At 51.2% G+C, this 19100-nt stretch carries 13 protein-coding genes; 11 read left to right on the forward strand and 2 right to left on the reverse strand.

Going from position 1 to position 19100, the window contains the following annotated elements:
* Positions 1–204 precede the first annotated feature (204 nt).
* Complete coding sequence (gene rimI / locus AC0QH1_RS31385; protein WP_324635354.1) at positions 205–786, forward strand: ribosomal protein S18-alanine N-acetyltransferase; 582 nt, start codon at positions 205–207, stop codon at positions 784–786.
* A 218-nt stretch (positions 787–1004) separates the two neighbouring features.
* Entirely contained in the window at positions 1005–1355 is a 351-nt protein-coding gene (locus tag AC0QH1_RS31390; protein ID WP_324635355.1) for a hypothetical protein, read from the forward strand.
* 287 nt (positions 1356–1642) lie between these two features.
* Here the strand turns inward: AC0QH1_RS31390 and AC0QH1_RS31395 are convergent, their stop codons facing one another.
* Entirely contained in the window at positions 1643–2629 is a 987-nt protein-coding gene (locus AC0QH1_RS31395) for a nucleoside hydrolase (protein ID WP_324635356.1), read from the reverse strand.
* A 117-nt stretch (positions 2630–2746) separates the two neighbouring features.
* Positions 2747–3895: a glycine cleavage system aminomethyltransferase GcvT gene (gene gcvT, locus AC0QH1_RS31400; protein WP_324635357.1), complete on the reverse strand. Its 1149-nt coding sequence runs from the start codon at positions 3893–3895 to the stop codon at positions 2747–2749.
* Positions 3896–4156: 261 nt separating this feature from the next.
* Between gcvT and AC0QH1_RS31405 the strand changes: the two genes are divergently transcribed.
* From AC0QH1_RS31405 to AC0QH1_RS31445, 9 genes are all read left to right on the forward strand, one after another.
* The gene (locus AC0QH1_RS31405) at positions 4157–5173 is read left to right on the forward strand and encodes a hypothetical protein (protein WP_324635358.1); all 1017 of its coding nucleotides are present in this window, start codon (positions 4157–4159) and stop codon (positions 5171–5173) included.
* An 8-nt stretch (positions 5174–5181) separates the two neighbouring features.
* Positions 5182–5358, forward strand: a complete 177-nt coding sequence (locus tag AC0QH1_RS31410; protein WP_324635359.1) for a hypothetical protein — start codon at positions 5182–5184, stop codon at positions 5356–5358.
* Positions 5359–5463: 105 nt separating this feature from the next.
* Positions 5464–5754 carry a hypothetical protein gene (locus AC0QH1_RS31415; protein ID WP_324635360.1) on the forward strand — a complete coding sequence of 97 codons (291 nt, stop codon included), beginning with the start codon at positions 5464–5466 and terminating at the stop codon, positions 5752–5754.
* A 130-nt stretch (positions 5755–5884) separates the two neighbouring features.
* A complete protein-coding gene (locus AC0QH1_RS31420; RefSeq protein WP_324635361.1) occupies positions 5885–6151 on the forward strand; it encodes a hypothetical protein in 267 nt (88 codons plus the stop codon).
* Between the two features lie 388 nt (positions 6152–6539).
* A complete protein-coding gene (locus AC0QH1_RS31425; RefSeq protein WP_324635362.1) occupies positions 6540–7151 on the forward strand; it encodes an aminotransferase class V-fold PLP-dependent enzyme in 612 nt (203 codons plus the stop codon).
* A gap of 1122 nt (positions 7152–8273) precedes the next feature.
* Positions 8274–9086, forward strand: a complete 813-nt coding sequence (locus tag AC0QH1_RS31430; RefSeq protein ID WP_324635363.1) for a DUF928 domain-containing protein — start codon at positions 8274–8276, stop codon at positions 9084–9086.
* A 1-nt stretch (position 9087) separates the two neighbouring features.
* Positions 9088–14835 carry a CHAT domain-containing protein gene (locus AC0QH1_RS31435; RefSeq protein ID WP_324635364.1) on the forward strand — a complete coding sequence of 1916 codons (5748 nt, stop codon included), beginning with the start codon at positions 9088–9090 and terminating at the stop codon, positions 14833–14835.
* Between the two features lie 273 nt (positions 14836–15108).
* Entirely contained in the window at positions 15109–17283 is a 2175-nt protein-coding gene (locus AC0QH1_RS31440) for a CHASE2 domain-containing protein (RefSeq protein WP_324635365.1), read from the forward strand.
* A 43-nt stretch (positions 17284–17326) separates the two neighbouring features.
* On the forward strand, positions 17327–18598 hold the full coding sequence (locus AC0QH1_RS31445) for a hybrid sensor histidine kinase/response regulator (protein ID WP_324635366.1): 1272 nt from the start codon (positions 17327–17329) through the stop codon (positions 18596–18598).
* The last annotated feature ends 502 nt before the right edge of the window (positions 18599–19100 follow it).

Consider the following 19100-nt stretch of genomic DNA (forward strand, 5'->3'; position numbering starts at 1 on the left):
TACCGTGGGGGAGGTGCTTTCACATGACACACTTCATGGGGTGGGCTTTCACCACCATCGACACTCAGTTGTCAAGGCCCTTTTGGAGCCTTACCCTGCCCACGTTTCGGAGATTTTCCTTGACTTTTGGCAGGAACGAATCGCACTAGCCTTTTCCAGTGTACAATCGAGTCTCGTGTATTCTCCGCTTTTATTGACTCTTTTGTGGCTTTTGTCGAACTTCAGCGACTAACACCAGACGCGATCGATGCCGTGGTGGAACTCGATCGCCGCTCTTTGGGCGGCATGTGGAGCCTCGATGCCTATCAGCGCGAACTCGATAGCCCAAATAGCGATTTGCTGGTTTTGTCCCTTCCCGCTTCCCCTGCAAGTTCCTCTGGCTCTGTTTCTTCTCCCCCTTCCCCGCTTGTTGGCTTGGGCTGTCTTTGGGCTATTCTGGAAGAGGCTCATATCACTCTGCTGGCGATCCATCCGGATTATTGGGGCCAAGGGTTCGGCCAAACTCTCCTCTATGGCTTGCTCGAATGCGCTTGTCAGCGCCATCTGGAATGGGCCACCCTGGAAGTCCGCCGTTCTAATCACGCCGCACTGGCTCTCTACCACAAGTTTGGCTTTCAGGAGGTGGGCTTGCGCCCAAAATACTACAAGGAAACTGGGGAAGATGCTCTGGTTCTCTGGCGCTCTGGTTTGCATCGCCCCGAATTCCAAGACAGTTTAACCCTGTGGAATTCTCAGGTGCGCGATCGCCTCGCTGACTCTGGATGGTCTGTGTCTATCTATCTCTAGGAAGAGGAATTTCTCCCGCCTTTTTGTGTTACAATCTAAATTAGTTTCTTAACTAACCACTCGCTTCTCGAATCACGAAGCTGTTTAACTCCTCCGCAACTTTGCAGGAATCCTTCGGGTCTTTCCTGTTCTGTTTTGCTATATCCATTTTCTCTGACATCTCTTCCAATTTTTAGTTTATTTATCCCGCACCTTGCCGTGCGAAAGGGGGTATCACCATGAAAAAATTACTCAGTTTATTGCTCGCCATCTCTGGGGTGAGTTCTCTGTCGATCGCCGCAATGGCATCTCCTTGTGTGGATCGGACTTCCCACTCCACCATCACCCCAGTTTCCCTTTCTGAGGCGATCGCCCAAAATGACACCACCACTACCAATGAGGACTTACAAACCGGCATGGAAGAGTTTGACTGGGATCTGCCCAATCAAAACCCTCCCACCCAGTTCGGCTCTTTCGAGTTGCAACCCATTCGGTTGACTGAACCTCCCACCAATGAGGAAGGCGATGGATTGGCAATCACCATCGACTTCACAGATTTGGATCGCTTGGAAAATGTAACGGAAGATTAATTCCGCTCCTAGGGCGCGATCGCTCCTCTCTCACCCGATCGCTTTTCCGCCAGTTCGCTCTCATCACACCCTCTGGGCATCATTCATATCACCTCCGGTGGATTATTGCTAATCCAACCGGGCGATAAAAATCTCGCCAATGCTTTTCTTGCCTTTGCAACTCGAATCCGCTCGTTGTACCCCGACGCGGACTCTTTTTTTGTGTCGATTTATCCGAATTTGATATCACCCATTGTCTCTATTTTTTGCCCATTTATTCTTAGCAAACCACCCACCACAATCCCGCCCTATCCCGCAAGGAGTTCTTTTAAATCTTCCACTAAACTGGCAAGCAAATTGTCGCGATCGCACTGCCAAGACACCCAGGCATTCGCCCGCCTTTTCGCCACAGGTCTCTCCTCTAAAATCGTCTGCCCTCGGGTATATTTCCCTGCCGTTTCTACCCCCACCAACCCGCGCTGAAATAACAGGGTTTCCGGATAAAACAAATAAGCCACCGTTACCGCATCATGCACCAAAAACCCTTCGATGCCATTGGTCTCTCGGTAGCGCAACGAACTGCCTATCATAAACTCAGTCAGGGCAGGAATAAATTTAGCTAAAATATGATTCGGGTTGACTCGCGCGATCGCCTCGCTCATCTCTCGCCGAAAAATCACCTCCCGCGTCACATCCAACGACACCACCACAATATCTTCTCGACTGCTTAAAACTGCCTCCGCCGCCTCCGGATTATACCCCACATTAAACTCAGACACTGGCGTCACATTTCCCCGGGTTTTAAACGCTCCCGCCATCATCACAATTTCTTTGGCTTTTGTCAATATTCCCGGCTTTTTCGCTTCTGCTGCGGCTAAATTCCCAAACGGCGCTAACCCAATAATCGTAATTTCTCCTGGCGTTGCTTCCAATGCTTCGATAATCATTTCATCCGCATAACGCGCCCGATTAAATTGGCGCGTCGGTTCCGGTAAAGTTTGCGAAAGATTCCCCATCCCGTCCCCGCCGTGAATGTGCGCCGCATCTTCACTGGTGAGTTGATTTAGCGGTACCGCCCGCCCCACTTCCACATCTTTAAATCCGCCAATTTCTAGGATTTTGCACGCACTTCTAAAGGTAAATTCTCCCCCAACATTTCCATCCGCCGTGGTGACGCCCACCAGTTCTGCCACTCCTTTTTTCACCAAGCTTTGCAACCACAATAACGCAAAAATATCATCACCGCCCGGGTCAGTATCTACCAGTATTTTTCGAGCAAATTGATGGTCTTTCATCGATGAACTAAAACTCGCGAATTTGCCCGAGTATAGGAATGCGGTGCTTCCCGCATTCCTATCTCCCTCAAATCAAACCGAATCGTGGGAAAAAAAGGCTGAATTTTCGTTATTCAATTAAGACTTTTTCGGTTTATGGGGAGAGCGATAAAATGGCTTTTTCACCACCACCCCCGGATAAGTTTTGCCGCGAATTTCCACCTCTACAGTTTGACCTGGTTTGCTCAATTCCGCCGGCACATAAGCCAGGGCGATCGCCTTTTCCAAAGTTGGGGACCAACTCCCACTGGTGACTTCTCCCACCGACTGCCCGTTGGAAACCACCGGATAGTGATGACGGGCGATGCGACGCCCTTCCATTTCTAACCCGACGAGTTTGCGCTTGATGCCATTTTGCTTTTGGGTTTCCAGGGCTTCTCGCCCGATAAATTGCCCTTTGCGATCGAGATGAACCAACCAAGACAATCCCGCTTCCAGAGGCGTAGTGGATTGGGTGATATCCTGGCCGTAGAGTGCCATTGCCGCTTCCAGGCGCAGGGTGTCGCGACATCCGAGACCACAGGGCGTTACCCCGGCATCCAGGAGCGATCGCCACAATTTTACCCCAGTTTCCGAATCCACCATCAGCTCAAATCCATCTTCCCCGGTGTATCCGGTCCGCGCCACAAACCCCATTTTGCCACATACCGAGGCTTGTAAATGTCCGAAAGGTTTCATCGAAGATAAATCTGCCACCACCAACGGCTGCAGTTTGCTCACCGCTTCGGGACCTTGCAGCGCGAGCAAAACTTTATCCTTGGACAAGTCCTGGAATTCTATGCCAGAATCTTCCAATTGCGCCACGATCCATGCTTTATCTCTGGAACGAGTGGCAGCATTGACGATCGCCATGCACAGTTCGTCCCCACTGTCGTCCTTGCCCTGAGAATACACGATAATATCGTCGAGAATGCCACCATTGGCATTCAGCAGTACCGTGTACTGCGCCTCTGCGGGTTGCAAGCGACTCAGATCCGAAGGCACCAGGGTTTGCAGTTGCTCGATGAGATTTTTGCCTTTAAAGAAAAATTTGCCCATGTGGGAGACATCGAACATGCCGGCAGCGTTTCGCACTGCATGGTGCTCTTGGGCAATGCTAGAAAATTGCACCGGCATCTCCCAGCCAGAAAAGGGCGTCATCCTGGCATTGAGTTCCACCGCGCAATCGTACAATGGGGTGCGCTCGAGAGTGTTGGCGGTTTCTTTCTCTTGAGTTGACTGTGCCACTGATGATTTCCTCCTGGCTCGATAAACAGTTTCCATCTTAAGGGAATCTGGGTGTGGGACAAAATCTCTCTGGTGGGCGGTGGCGGTTTCCAGGGGATGAAACGCCCCACACTCTAGCAGGTGAAAGCCTCCTAGCAGTTTACCCCCAAACCGGGTTCATGGAAAACAGTGGCGACAAAGTACAAGTCGCGGTTTGGCAAAACCGGGGGAGAAGCAAGTGGCAGGAAAACCAGGCTCGCGTGCGCCTGCACGAAGTCAATCTTGAAAATCCATGTTTTGGTCAGCCGGATTTTATCATTCGGAGAAAGCATCAACATTCGCGAAATTCCCCGCTTAGTGCAACAGGTTGCCCAAGGGGCAAAAACCCCGGTATTGCTGGTGATTGACGAACTGGGAAAAAACTTAGAATTTGTCGCCCAGAATCAGGGGAAAGAAAATTTATATTTGTGGCAGCAATTGGCAGAATTGCCCCGAGAAAGCGATTCGCAAGTGTATCTTATCGGATTGCTGCATCAAGCTTTTGCCGACTATGGAGAGCGGTTGTCCTCGGTGCAGCGCAATGAATGGGCAAAAATTCAGGGACGATTTGAGGATATTCCATTTAAAGATTCTGCGCCGCAAATGATGCGATTAATGGGGCAAGCAATCGAGCGATCGCATTTGAAAAAGTTCGCCTGTGCGATTGCCGAACAAGCCACAGAATGGCTGGAGTTGCTGCCTCCAGAAATAACCGCCGATATCTCTGTCGATGCGATTGATTCTACCTACCCGTTGCATCCGGTGGCGGCGTTGGTTTTGCCGGAACTCTGCACGCAATACGCCCACAACGAGCGCTCGTTATTTACTTGTCTCACCAGTGCAGAACCCTATTCCTTTAAACGGTATTTGGAGGAGACACCAGTGCGGGGAAATTCCCTGCCTACCCTGAAACTCGATCGCGTCTATGACTATTTTATCGAAGCAGTGGGCATGGGAATTACGTCTCGGCCAAAACTGCAACGATGGATCGAGGTGCACGGATTAATTAATGATGTGGCGAAAAGTTTGGATGCTGATAGTTTGCGGGTTCTCAAAACTATCGGAACGTTAAATATTGTCACTACAATTGGCGGGCTGAAAGCAACGCGGGATTTGGTGACGCTGGCGATGTGCAATAGCAGCGCCGAGTGCGAAAATTGGGAACGGGCGATCGACAACTTGCTGCAATTCATCCACTTGTCGCCGATAGGTGACAAGTGGATGAATTGCGGATTTGGCAAGGGTCGAATTTTAATGTAGATAGCGCGGTGGCAGATTATCTGGCGGGATTGCGATCGCCCCTGGTGAGTTTGCTCTCGGACATTCGTCCGCTGGAACCGTTGGTGGCGAAACGTCACAGCTATATCACCGACACCTGGCGCTATTTTGAACGGCCCTATCTCGACAGTCCAGAAACCCGCCTGCGGGAAGACTTGCGCGTGTGAGAAAGTTACATTAGCGAGGGATGTATCGAACCCGTACTCAAGCGTTTTACCCAAGCGGCGTCCGAGGAACAGACGAGCGATCGGCAGTAGTGAGAACCCCTGGCAATGATAATCGCCGATCGACCCTACGAGTATCTCGATCGCATCAAAGCTCACTTGGGGATGAACATCCACTATCTGAGCGCCAACCGAGGATTTGACCATTGGCTCGAGGTTCATGGTGGGTTGCTCCCCTCTCCCAAAAAGCGCTGGTGTACGGCTATGATGAAACTCAAGCCATTAGAAGAATTCGTGGGAGACGATGAGGTGATTAGCTACATCGGCATCCGCGCTGACGAAAACCGGGACGGTTACATCTCCACTAAGTCGAATATCAAACCCGTCTATACTTTTTAAGGAAAAGGGTTTGGTGAAGGCGGATATCCTTCAGTTGCTAGATGATAGTGGTATCGGACTCCCCGATTGCTATCGGTGGCGCAGTCGCTCCGGTTGCTTTTTTTGTTTCTTTTAGCGAAAATACGAATGGGTGAAGTTGGCGCAGGAACATCCCCACCTGTTTGCCGAAGCGGTTGAGTACGAACAAAACTATAGCGACGGCAGACATTACACCTGCACTGAGGGGGAAACGTTATTAGAACTACTCGACCGCAAGGAGGAAATTATTGCCAACCATGAAAAGGCGATCGCAAAGGAAAAAGATAAATCACTCCCCAATCGAGCTTTGGCTGATTTACTTTCTTCAGTCTTAGATGAGGAAGATGATGAGCAACTCTACTTGGCTTGTCATTTGTAAGGCTTAATTGTGGCAATTTTTCTGTCACCACAGATTGGGAAGTTAGTTACAGCACTTTACTAAAGTATCGTAGGAGTAGATGATTTGAAGCTAAAGCACCGGAGTTTTACCACGGCAAAAACTTGCTAAAATCGAGGTAAAATTCGATGCGAGGTGCGCCGATCGCAAGAACGTCAGCAGAGGTTATCAACCCGGTTTGTTCACCCAAGTATTTATCATTCGCAACCCAATAGAAATAGAAAGCCGGTTTCTCGTTTTCTCTCTCCATTCCAACTGGCAATATTGAACGATCGCGCTTCTTTATGCAAGTGAAAAATTCCCCCTCCTCTCATTCCTCCCATCAAAACCGATAATTTCGCGCCAAATACTCTACCGCAATGAATTGGCGATGAACGAATCTTCTCCTATTTATCTCGATTACCACGCCACCACGCCAGTGGATCCGCGAGTGGCGGCGCAAAACGGTTCGCAGGGAGTGGGCGCGCTGGTCCTCAAAAAAGGATATCCCCTCAAACCGATTTGCTATGGCGGGGGACATCAAAACGGGATGCGGCCCGGCACTTTAAACGTTCCGGGAATTGTCGGGTTGGGGGAAGCTTGTCGCCTGCGCCGATTGGAAATGGCGGAAGACGAGGAAAATATCCGGAAATTGCGGGATAAAATGCACGGACTCCTACTTGACAAAATGGCCGGTTTGTTTATTAATGGGGATATAGAGCATCGGTTAGCGGGCAATCTGCATGTTTCGATTCCGGATATTCCCAACAGCGCTACTATCGCCCGCATCCGCGCTCGAGTCGCCATCTCTACTGGCGCGGCTTGTTCGTCTGGAATAGAAACGCCGTCTCATGTTTTGCGGGCGTTGGGCTTACCGGCGTCGGTGATGGCGGGGGCGCTGCGAATCGGGCTGGGAAAATTTACCACCGCCTCGGATGTCGATCGCGCGGCGGACATTTTGGCGATCGCCGCCCGTCAGACCCGCGAAGTCATGGCGCTGTAGCTCAACTGCACCTCAAACGCAGCTAATAGGGATTTCACTCCGGGCGATCGGCGCAGGTTGTGCCCCGCCGACCCTAGGCCGCCAAAATTTTTCTCAAATTGCCGATTGCTTATTTTTAATAAACAACATAGCTTAACAAAGCTTAATCAAGAATCAGCGTCAACGCAAAACGCCAAAACCATGACGACTCAAGGACTACTTGACTTTGGATCCACTTGCGTTTTCTGTGGTGTCGTTCCGAAAAGCAGTGTTTTTACGGAGAATTGGCAAAAATCGGCAGATTTATATGAGGCTCTGCGAGTTTGCCCCGTGTAAACACGCAAAAGTTCGGTAAAACTACGGAGTTATTGCAGAAAGCTGCGTAAAATACAGCCGTAGATTTACGGAAAATGCCGAGCCAATCCCGGAAAAAACCTACGTAAAAATACTGAGGACGGGGTTTGTATAAAAAGACTAAAATATTAGAAGAAACATGCTATAGTTTCCAAAAAGCTGAAACCGTCGGAGAGGGTTCTGCCATGACCAATTGTTGCATGAAAAGCGAAAAAAAGCAAGGCTGCCAAGTTGGTCAGAAGTTTGGGAGCGATTGCTTGCTAAGTCAAGCAAGGAATCACCCCGATCCCGAGGGTTGGCAGAGCAGGCGGTTTTCTCCAGCGATGGATCCCTGGGTAGGGTTCCGGGCGATCGCCGATGGAAAAAGGCAAGGCGAAGGCAGGAGAAAGTCCCCTGGCAGCGGGCCTGGCGGGAAACGGATCCAGTTACTCGGAAGTAGCAGGGGAAGACCATCGAAAAACCAGGGCATAGCGGAAGAACCGGAAGTATATTTCAATCTTTCTCAAAAGGAGGATTGGAAATCACCCCCCTGATGCCAGGGCATAAAACTAAAAATGGGCTTCTACACTTCCTCCGTGGGGAGGAACGCAATGGTGGAGAGATTTTATAAAATGAAATCATATCCGCAGAAAAAGCAGCGTATCCGACCCATTCACCTACTCAACGGAAAAGAAGAAAACCCATCTTGTTCCCACAAAAAGGCAGACAAATTGCCAAAAACCCCATGCACAAACACCTAAATAGGTGAGTGTTATCAATTACCTCAATGAAATCAGGAGTTAACGAAGAATGCTTTCCAACCAATCCAGATGCACCTACAGGCATCTACAGAAATCACTCATCCGGCTTTCCATCGCCCTCGGTGTGGGAATGGGAATCAGTACCAGCGTCAGCGGTGGGGTAGCAGCTAGAACCCCCCAGATGCGATCGCAGGACTCCTCCGCCAATGGGGTGCTGGTGGCAGAAGCCTTTAACCCGCCCGAACGCGGAGCACCGCCGCGCACCACCGAAGGAGGGACCCGAGGCTGCGGCACATACACCCCCGGGCAAAAACCCCTAACCGCGCTGACCCCAGGGAATGCCATGCCCCTGACCCTAAAAGAGCATCCCACCTGGTATTGGTACGTTCCGCCCTCAGACTCGAGAACGCTAGAATTTACTCTACTCGATGAAAAAGACGAAGAAATAATTTACCAAACCAACCTGCCGGTGCCGGCAGAAGGGGGCATAGTCAGCCACAGCTTACCCGCCGATGTTGCAGCGCCCCTCGAAAAAGGGCAAACTTACCATTGGTACTTGGCGATGATATGCAATCCCGAAGATCGCACCGGCGATATGGTAGTCGATGGGTGGATCGAGCGGATTGCCCCCGATCGCGCCCTTGTCACCCAACTGGAGAATGCCCCCAAAGGCGATCGCGCCTTTGTTTATGCCCGCCAAGGGATATGGCACGATGCCCTGCACGCCTTCGCCCAATTGCGGCAGACGAATCCAGACTCTCCCCTCATTGTCAGCCAATGGCAAGAGTTTCTGAACTCCGTCGAACTTGGCGAGTTCACCAGCGAACCGTTTATCGAAGCCACTGAAATCAGTCAGGAGTAACATGACGATCGCCTCACGGGTCCAAACAACCAGTGCCCTACTTGCAGCCATATGCAGCGCCGCAACCCTGGCACCCGCGCCACTGCGCGCGCAACCCATCGTTCCCGCCGCCGATGGCACGGATACCCAAGTCACCCGTGACGGCGATCGCTTCACCATTGAAGGGGGAACCCCCTCCCAGAACAACACCAACCTGTTCCACAGCTTCGAGCAATTTAACCTCGACCCGGGGCAAACCGCCGACTTTCGCGCCAATCCCCAACTGCTCAACATCTTTTCCCGCGTCGTCGGCGGCGACCCCTCCGTAATTAACGGTCTGCTAGAAATCACCGGGGGCAATCCCAACCTCTACTTAATCAACCCAGCCGGCATCATCTTCGGCCCGCAAGCCCAATTAAACGTTCCCGCCTCCTTTTTTGCCACCACCGCCAACCGGATCGGCTTCGATAACGATACCTGGTTGGAAGTCTCCAACGACAATACCTATAGCGACCTAATCGGCACCCCCAACCGCTTTGAATTTACCCTCACCGACGGGGGAAGCATTGCCAACGCCGGGGATTTAGCCGTTCCCGAGGGAGAAAACTTAGCCTTGCTTGGCGCGAGTGTGATGAATAGCGGCACCTTATCCGCCCCAGGCGGCACGATCGCCATTGCAGCAGTGCCCGCAGAAAATCGGGTCCGCCTCACCCAAGAGGGGATGCTGCTGAGTTTGGAAATCGAGCCAACCCCGGACATGCGCCGCAGCAATAGCCTCTCCCCCCTGGAATTGCCCCAACTGCTCACCGAAGGCCAGACCGGCGTCACCCACGCCCAAAACGTTACCTTGAATGAGGATGGCACCGTCAGCCTCACCGGTTCTGGGTTAAACGTCCCCGTCACCGAAGGCGTTGCCCTGATATCCGGCAGCCTCTCCGTCGCCACCCCCGAAACCAGCGATCGCCGCGCCCCAACCCCTCCCCCCAGGGTGCAAATTTTCGGCAGCAAAATCGGCATCTCCGATGCCACCATTGACGCCTCCTCAACCAATGGCGGCGGCATCATTCAGATAGGCGGCGATTTCCCCGGCGAAACGCGCGTCCCCGAAGCCCAACGCACCTTTATCAGCGCCGATACCACCCTCCGAGCCAACGACTTGGGATCCGACACCAGCAGCGAAACCCCCACCGAAGGCGGGCGCGTGCTGGTTTGGGCCGATGAAGTCACCGCCTTTAACGGCGCGATCGAAGCCCGAGGCAGCGAACTGAGCAATAGCAATGGCGGATGGGTGGAAGTTTCCGGCAAACAATATCTGATATTTAACGGCACCGTAGATGTCAGCGCCCCCAATGGCAGTTGGGGAACCCTCCTCATCGACCCCATCAATATCCTCATCTCCAACGACACCAGCACCCCAGGGGTCGAAACCTCCTTACCCGAAATTTTCGCCGGCGATTTCTCCGCAGAAGATACCCTCACTATCAATGCCGCTACCCTGGAAAATCAAGCCGGCAATATCGTTCTGGAAGCCACCAACGATATCACCATCGACAATGGCGTTTCTCTCAACTTCGTCCCCGCCGAGGGGTCGATTACCTTCCGCGCCGATGCCGGCACCGCCGATGGCGTCGGTTCCTTTTCAATGGATCCCAAGGAAACCATCGCTGCCCCGGGTCGCAATCTCAGCATCTTCGGCGCGAGCATTACCGTGGGAACCCTCGACACCTCTGCCGATGGCAATGGCGGCGCAATCTCCCTGATCGCTTCCGACGCGCTTACCGTTGGCGAGCTAATTTCTAAATCTACGAATTCCGGAAATGCCGGAAATATTACTCTCACGATAGAGGGCAGCGGGGATATTGACGTCAATTCGGCTACTATCGATGCCAGTTCTGAGTCCGGCGATGGCGGCGCGATTTCTATTTCCACCACTGACGGCAATATCACTACCGACAATCTCAACTCGGCGGCTTTAAATGCCGGAAACGCCGGTGAGATTACCCTCACCGTAGAAGGCACCGGGGATATCGACACTCACCCCTCTACCGTTAATGCCAGTTCTGAGTCCGGCAATGGCGGCGCAATTTCTATTTCCACCACTGACGGCAATATCACTACCGGCGATCTCAACTCGGCGGCTTTAAATGCCGGAAATGCCGGGGATATCGCTGTCACCATAGCGGGCAGCGGGAATATCGACACTCACCCCTCTACCGTTAATGCCAGTTCTGAGTCCGGCAATGGCGGCGCAATCTCCCTTTCCACTGCTGACGGCAATCTGGTGATTCGCGACTTAAACTCTAGCGCTAGCAATGCCGGCAACGGCGGCGATATCACCCTCTCTGTGGGCGGATCCGGTTCCATAGATTCTCATCCCGGTACCTTAGACTCCACCTCAGACAGCGGAAATGGCGGTACTGTGGACGTCACCACCCGGGGCGGCGACGTTACCACCGGAGACCTGGACTCCGCCGGCTCGAATTCCACTGTGGGCGCGATCGCCATAGACGCCAGCAGTGGCACGGTGACGATTCAAGGCACGGTGAACACCATCGACCTCACCGTGCGAGCCAATGGTATTGGATTTAAAGGCGGCGATGGCTCGATCCAAGGCACCGGCAACCTGGTTTTGGAACCTGGGGTGCCAGAACTCGATATTGGGCTTTCCTCCTCATCGAATGGCAACCCCACCTTGAATTTGGGCGATCGCGATTTAGGGGCGATCGCTGAAGGGTTTAGTCTCATCACCATCGGTCGCCCTGACGGCACCGGCACTCTCTCTCTCCACGAAAATGCTACCTTTAATGCCCCCGTCACCCTCGCCGGCGGCACAACGCTCATTGGCCCAAACCGCGATACGACCTGGACGCTCTCCGGCACTAACGCCGGCACCCTCAGCGGTTATCCCAATGGCCTAAACTTTGAAAATATCGAAAACCTCACTGGGGGCGATGCTAACGATACCTACGTCTTTAGTGACGGTGCCAGTCTCAGTGGCATAATTGACGCTCGCGGCGGTACCGATACCCTGGATTATTCTAACTACACCACTGCGGTTTCGATTAATTTGGACGACAATACCGCTACGGGTACCGCAGGGGTTTTCAATATCGAAACGGCGATCGAACCCCCAGTCTCTACTTCACCCACCTCTCCCGAGGATTCCTCTGACCCGGAACCTACAGAAGACACCGATTCTCCCACCGAGGACACCGATTCTCCCACCGAGGACACCGATTCTCCCACCGAGGACACCGATTCTCCCACCGAGGAGAACCGCACTCCCACCGAGGAGAACCGCACTCCCACCGAAGACACCAGCACTCCCACAGAAGACAACGCCATCGATTCCCCATCGGCGAGGGAAGACGATCGCAATTCTGGGGCAGAAACGCCATCCTCGGACAATTCAGAGACGCCACCCTCAAACGGGGAGGCCACCGCAAGCCCCTCTCTACCACCCCTCCCTGCGGATCCCCCCCCAACCCCGGTGGAATCGGCTCCCATTCCCATAGATAACTCCACTCCGTCAGCTACCCCAAATCCCAGTCCCCAACCTTCCGCGATCTCCCAGACGCCGGAGACCCCGGGAACGGAAAACACCCCCACCAGTCCCCAACCTTCCGCGATCTCCCAGATGCCGGAGGCCCCGGGAACGGAAAACACCCCCACCAATTCCCAATCTCCCGCGATCGCCCAGATGCCGGAGACCCCGGGAACGGAAAACACCACTGCGAGTTCCGAAACCCCAGCGATCGACCAGATGCCGGAGACCTCATCTCCCGCGATCGCCCAGACGCCGGAGACCCCGGGAACGGAAAACACCCCCACCAATTCCCAATCTCCCGCGATCGCCCAGACGCCGGAGACCCCGGGAACGGAAAACACCACTGCGAGTTCCGAAACCCCAGCGATCGACCAGACGCCGGCGATCGCGCCGGAATCTGTTACCCCAGATTTACCCTCGCCAGCGGTATCCGATGCACCCTCCATCCCCAGCACTCTACCTACCGCATTGGTAGTAACCCCCATTCAGCTTAATGCCGAGGATAGAGAAGTGACTCTCCTCCCCACGGACATTGGGAGCGGTTTAGGAAGGCCATCCCCCTCCGAGCAAGTCGATTCTCCGGCGTCTGAGGAAAACAGTACAAATGGAAGTCCAGAGGGTACGCCGCCGATTTCCAACCCGGGAAGTCCAACCGGACTGGAGGGGGAAGAGGCGATCGCTTTGCCCTCAGGGATTTCATCGTCAAGCGCCCGGGCCTCGAACCCGAGTGAGTCGGCAAATGTTGTCACTCCAAATGTGGAGGTCAATATTTCCGAAACGGCGGCATCTTCTACTGCAGTGGGATCGCAGAACTCCACTTCTGCACGGACGATGCCCTCGTCGAATGGAGGAGGAAATAGAACGATGCCATCGGCGCAAGCGGCGCAAGAGGCGATCGGGGAAAATGCGATCGGCGATACATCGGCTTCTCCAGTATCGGATCCTTTGGCACAAGAGCAGATGGTGCAGGTGGCAAGTCCCAATGAAGTCTCTACCCTTTTGGATCGCGGAGAGATTTCCCGGGCCGTGGAAGTGGGCGATCGCTTATTTAGCGAAGAATTTCAGACTCACTTGGGAGTCTCGTCAACGGTGCCTTACCTGTCATTTTCTCAAATCCAAAACAAGCAGCGCCAGATGGGAATCACCCGAGGCACGCGATCGGCATTAGTTTATCTGTTTCTGCGAGACCAACAACTCGATCTCGTCTTAGTGCCCTCCGAAGGTGAACCCATTTACAAAAGTATTTCTTCCGTTTCTAAAGAAGCCCTGCGGCAACAAGTCATCCGATTCCAGCAGGAAATTGCTAATCCCACCAAACGCCGAACCACCAGTTATTTGGCCTCCTCGCAACAGTTATATCAGTGGCTCATCGCGCCGTTAGAACCGGATTTGCAAAGGTTAGAAATCGAAACTCTGATTTGGAGCGTAGATGCCGGGTTGCGGACGGTTCCAATTGCAGCGTTACATGACGGCGAGCGGTTTTTGGTGGAGAAGTACAATCTCAGTGTAGTGCCCAGTTTGCATTTAACCCAAATCACTCATGGCAACGTGACAGATGCCTCGGTATTGGCAATGGGTCTGTCTGAATTTCCCGATAAATATCCTTTACCTGCAGTGCCACTAGAAGTGGAAACCATTGTGGACAAGTTATGGCCGGGAAAAGCTTTTTTGAATGATGAGTCAACCTTAGAAAATTTAAAGCGTCAACGACAAGAAGGGGAATTTGGAATTATTCATATTGCCACTCACGGACAATTTCAGTCCGGGGATGAGGACAATTCCTATTTGCAGTTATGGGATCGGCAAATCTCCCTGGATGTCATGCGGGAATTTGAATGGAACGACCCGCCGGTAGAATTGTTGGTTTTGAGTGCTTGTCGCACGGCAATCGGTGATGTAGAAGCGGAATATGGATTTGCCGGATTAGCGGTACAGACGGGGGTGAAATCCGCTCTCGCTAGTTTGTGGTACGCCAACGATATTGCAACGGTAGGATTGATGAGCGAATTTTACCAGCATCTGCGCGGCACTCCGCTGAAGGCGGCGGCGTTGCGACAGGCACAAATAGCGATGATTCGCGGAGAATTGCGGGTGGTCAATAATTCCGTGAGTGGTAGTTTCGGGGAAATAGCATTGCCTGCGGATATGAAGTGGAGCGGCGATCGCGAATTAAGTCATCCTTATTATTGGGCGGGGTTTACAATGATTGGTAGTCCTTGGTAAGAAGAAACTATGGCGAAATTTTTCCCTCGTTATTAGGCGGATCCTAGTAACCTCGTAATTGAGGCTATACCTCCGAATATTCTATTTGATATGATGTCCGGTCGAACCCAAATAAAAAGCGGGGGATTGACATCGCGCCTAATCGCCTTGCGGACAAGGTATAGCCGTCTTTGGGTATGGCAACGCTTAACCCCAAAGGCGAACTAATCCTTCTTGCAACTATTCCGCCGGACAGGATTTTGAGTGGGTTGATTTCTTAATTTTTTAATTCTTATGAAAGGGTGGAAAAAAATAAGCAAAGTTATTTGGAAAAAGCGCCGATTGGCAATTTTGGCTCCCACTGTAGCCGGATTCGTGATTTTGTTGCGGATGGCAGGGTTGTTGCAGGTGTTAGAATTATCGGCATTAGATCGATTATTTCTCATGCGCCCCGTGGAAGAACCGGACTCGCGAATTGTGATTGTGGGCATCGATGAAGAAGATTTAAACGCTCTGGGAACCTGGCCGATTCCGGATATAATTCTCGCACAATTATTGCAAAAAATAAAGCAGCAAGAACCAAGGGCGATCGGATTGGATATTTATCGGGATTTGCCAGTACCCCCCGGATATGAAGAGTTAGTGCAAGTCTTCGAGACGACGCCGAATTTGATCGGGATTCGCAAAGTTGTCGGAGACGATACACAGCACGCGATCGCGCCACCACCGATTCTGGAAAGTCTCGGTCAAGTCAGTGCTAATGATTTTCCTTGGGATGTGGATAGTAAAATTCGACGGTTTTTGTTGTATTTGGAAGATGAGGAGGGGAATACGGTCTTTAGTTTGGGGTTTAGGTTGGCAATGATTTATCTGGAAGCAGAAGGCATCAAACCCCAAATGAAAGACGAGATTAAAATTCAGTTAGGAAAAGCGGTTTTTTCTCCATTCGAGGCAAATGATGGTGGCTATGTGGGGGCGGAAGACGGTGGATATCAAGAATTATTGAACTATCGCGGCCCACAACAAAGTTTTACCATCGTGTCTTTGATGGATGTATTGGAAGAGCGGGTTGCACCGGATTTAATGCGCGATCGCATTGTTTTTATTGGCTCTACCGCTACCAGTTTAAAAGACTACTTGCTAACTCCTTATAGTACCACATTATTCGGCATTCCACAACCAATGGCAGGGGTAGAAATTCACGCCAATATTACCAGTCAGTTTATCAGTGGGGCATTAGAAGGAAGACCGACCATCCAAACCTGGCCGGAAGGAATAGAGTGGGGGTGGATTTTGCTGTGGGCGGCGATCGGTACCACCTTCACCTGTCGCTGGCGAGATGTGAAAGGTTTACCCCACATTTCCTTTTCGCGCACTACGGCGAGAATGTCTTTGGCCAGTGCGATATTAATTGGGATTTGTTACGCGGCTTTTATCCTGGCATGGTGGATTCCCCTGGTTCCGCCCCTGATGGCGTTAAGCGGCGCGGCGATCGCCACCATCGTTTATACCCTCGTGGAAAAATTAAAACTCTCTTACAAGCAAATTGAAGAATATTCGCGCACGTTAGAAATTAAAGTCGAAGAACGCACCCACGAATTAAAACTCAAAAATGACCAATTAAAAGAAACCTTGCAACAGCTCAAAGCAGCGCAAACTCAAATGATTGCCCAAGAAAAACTGGCTTCCCTCGGGTCTTTAGCTGCCGGCATTGCCCACGAAATTAGAAATCCCCTCAATTTCGTGAATAACTTTGCCGGAATTTCGGTAGAATTAACAGAAGAGGTAATCGAAGAATTGGAAAATCAGGCGGAAAATTTAGCCGCCGAAGATGTAGAATATATGAACGAAACTTTAACGGATTTAAAGGATAGCGTGGCAGATATCAAGCACCACGGAGAACGGATCGAAAAAATTGTGGAAGGAATGTTGTTGCTGTCCCATTCCGACTCGGGAACGCGATCTCCCACGGATTTGAATGGATTATTAGACGAAGCGATTCAACTGGCATATCATCGGGTGTTCGCGCAAGATTCCAGTTTTGAAATTGCGATCGCCACTGACTATCAGGAGGCGATCGGCGAAGTGGAACTGGTGGCCCAGGATATGAACCGCGCCTTGCTTAATATTTTGAACAATGCATTCGATGCGGTTTACGAGAAGAAAAAAACCCTCGGATCCGAGTTCCATCCGCAACTGCAAGTCACCACCCGCCAGAGTGGCGATCGCCATTCCCCCCTCGACATCGAGATCCGCATTCGAGATAATGGTTCGGGTATCCCGGAAGACATTCGCGATAAAATATTCAATCCCTTTTTTACTACAAAACCCCCCGGCGAGGGAACCGGCTTGGGATTATCCCTAACCTACGAAACCATTGTCGGCGAACATGGCGGACAAATCCAAGTGGAAAGTCAACTGCACCAATATACCGAAGTCATTATCGCATTGCCGAAAATAATCGCTTAAAATAATCAATGATACTTTTTTTCAGGGTTAGCGGGAGAAACTAATGCCATCTAAAATTTTATTTGTAGATGATGAGCCGTCATTTGAAAAATTGATCCGGCGGCAATTTCGCAAACAAATTCGCGCCAAGGAATTTGAGTTTATATTTGCATCGAATGGAGTAGAAGCCTTAGAAATTCTGCAAGGCGATCGGCGGCATATCGACTTGACGATCACCGATATCAATATGCCCCAAATGAGCGGTCTCACTTTGCTCGAAAAAGTACACGATTTAGATCCTAACATCAAAACCGTGGTCTTGTCCGCCTACAGCGATATGAAAAATATTCGAACGGCGATGAACCAAGGCGCATTTGACTTTCTGACCAAACCGATCGACTTTCAGGATTTAGAAATTACCATCAATCGTGCCTTAGAGCAAGTTAAACAGATCCGACAAAACGAGGAACAACTGCGCGACGCCCAAACTCAACTGATTCAGAATGAAAAAATGTCCGCCCTGGGTGAGTTGGTGGCCGGTGTCGCTCACGAAATCAATAACCCCGTCGGGTTTATTGCCAGTAATATTGAAATTGCCGAAGACTACATTAAAAACCTGATCGAGGTGGTAAAATTTTACCAGCAGAATTTCCCCGATCCAGGAGCGGCAATTCTTGCCAAACTCGAAGAAGTCGATCTCCAATACATTATAAACGATATGCCGGAAGTGATAGACTCCATGCGGGAGGGCACCGATCGCATCTGCACCTTGAGCAATTCTCTGCGAACCTTTTCCCGTTCCGATACCAGAGCGAAAATCGCTTTTAATATCCACGAGGGAATTGACAGTACCTTGTTAATTTTAAAACATCGGCTAAAAGGAAATGAAAAACGTCCGCCGATTGAAATCAAAAAAGAATATAGCAATTTGTCCCCGGTGGTTTGCTACCCGGGACAACTCAATCAAGTATTTATGAATTTAATTGCCAATGCGATCGAAGCTTTGGATGAGGCCAGTGAGGGTCGCAATTGGGAAGAAATTCTGGAAAATCCGAATATCATTACTATTCGCACTTATGCCCGCGAAGATAACGAACGGGTCGTCATTTCCATCTCCGACAACGGGCCGGGAATGAGCGAAGCAGTGATGGAGCAAATCTTTGAGTATTTATATACTACCAAACCCGTGGGCACGGGAACCGGATTGGGTTTATACATAAGTCATCAAATTGTGGTGGAAACACATGGGGGCAATTTATATTGCGTAAGCGAACCTCATCGCGGGGCTGAGTTTATCATCGAAATTCCGATGGAGCGATCGCAACCCCTGGTGTGAATCGACTCTATATCCACAGCAGCAGGGTTGCGCCTCAGAGGACGGGCAGGGAATCCCCTGTCCCTTCAAATCCCAGTAAAAATCCGAGTGCATTGCCATAACAGGTTAGCAATGCAAGCTCGGATAGTCTACCCTTGATGAGGAACGCTCGTACATCTAAGCGCGCATCTTTCACAACTTTATCCCATGTTGATGCAAAAGTCAACACTCTAGGCAAAATTTGTCCTCTCTTGCAGGCCCGTGGGATTTTAACGATATAACAATTGACAATAAATTATAAACGATTGGCAAATTGACAAGATGTAATTTTCTCAATCCTCCCAGAGGTTAACAAAACTTGATAAAGTCAGTTGCAAGAGAGTCCCGCAGTTTGGATGTTGAGTTCTATGTTTTTTTCTCGGTTGCGTTCCCTTGGCGTCTGCGTCAGTCCGGTGTTCGGGAGTTGGGTTTCGCTGTTGGAAAGACCCTTCTGGCGACGGGCGATCGCCCGGGGGTTGCTGAC

Source organism: Phormidium sp. CCY1219 (assembly GCF_055795085.1).

Excerpts from the sequence above, each read along its gene's own strand:
- AC0QH1_RS31390 (WP_324635355.1), top strand. The coding sequence starts at position 1,005 with ATGAAAAAATTACTCAGTTTATTGCTCGCCATCTCTGGGGTGAGTTCT.
- AC0QH1_RS31395 (WP_324635356.1), bottom strand. The coding sequence starts at position 2,629 with ATGAAAGACCATCAATTTGCTCGAAAAATACTGGTAGATACTGACCCG.
- AC0QH1_RS31415 (WP_324635360.1), top strand. The coding sequence starts at position 5,464 with ATGATAATCGCCGATCGACCCTACGAGTATCTCGATCGCATCAAAGCT.
- AC0QH1_RS31425 (WP_324635362.1), top strand. The coding sequence starts at position 6,540 with ATGAACGAATCTTCTCCTATTTATCTCGATTACCACGCCACCACGCCA.
- AC0QH1_RS31430 (WP_324635363.1), top strand. The coding sequence starts at position 8,274 with ATGCTTTCCAACCAATCCAGATGCACCTACAGGCATCTACAGAAATCA.
- AC0QH1_RS31435 (WP_324635364.1), top strand. The coding sequence starts at position 9,088 with ATGACGATCGCCTCACGGGTCCAAACAACCAGTGCCCTACTTGCAGCC.
- AC0QH1_RS31440 (WP_324635365.1), top strand. The coding sequence starts at position 15,109 with ATGAAAGGGTGGAAAAAAATAAGCAAAGTTATTTGGAAAAAGCGCCGA.
- AC0QH1_RS31445 (WP_324635366.1), top strand. The coding sequence starts at position 17,327 with ATGCCATCTAAAATTTTATTTGTAGATGATGAGCCGTCATTTGAAAAA.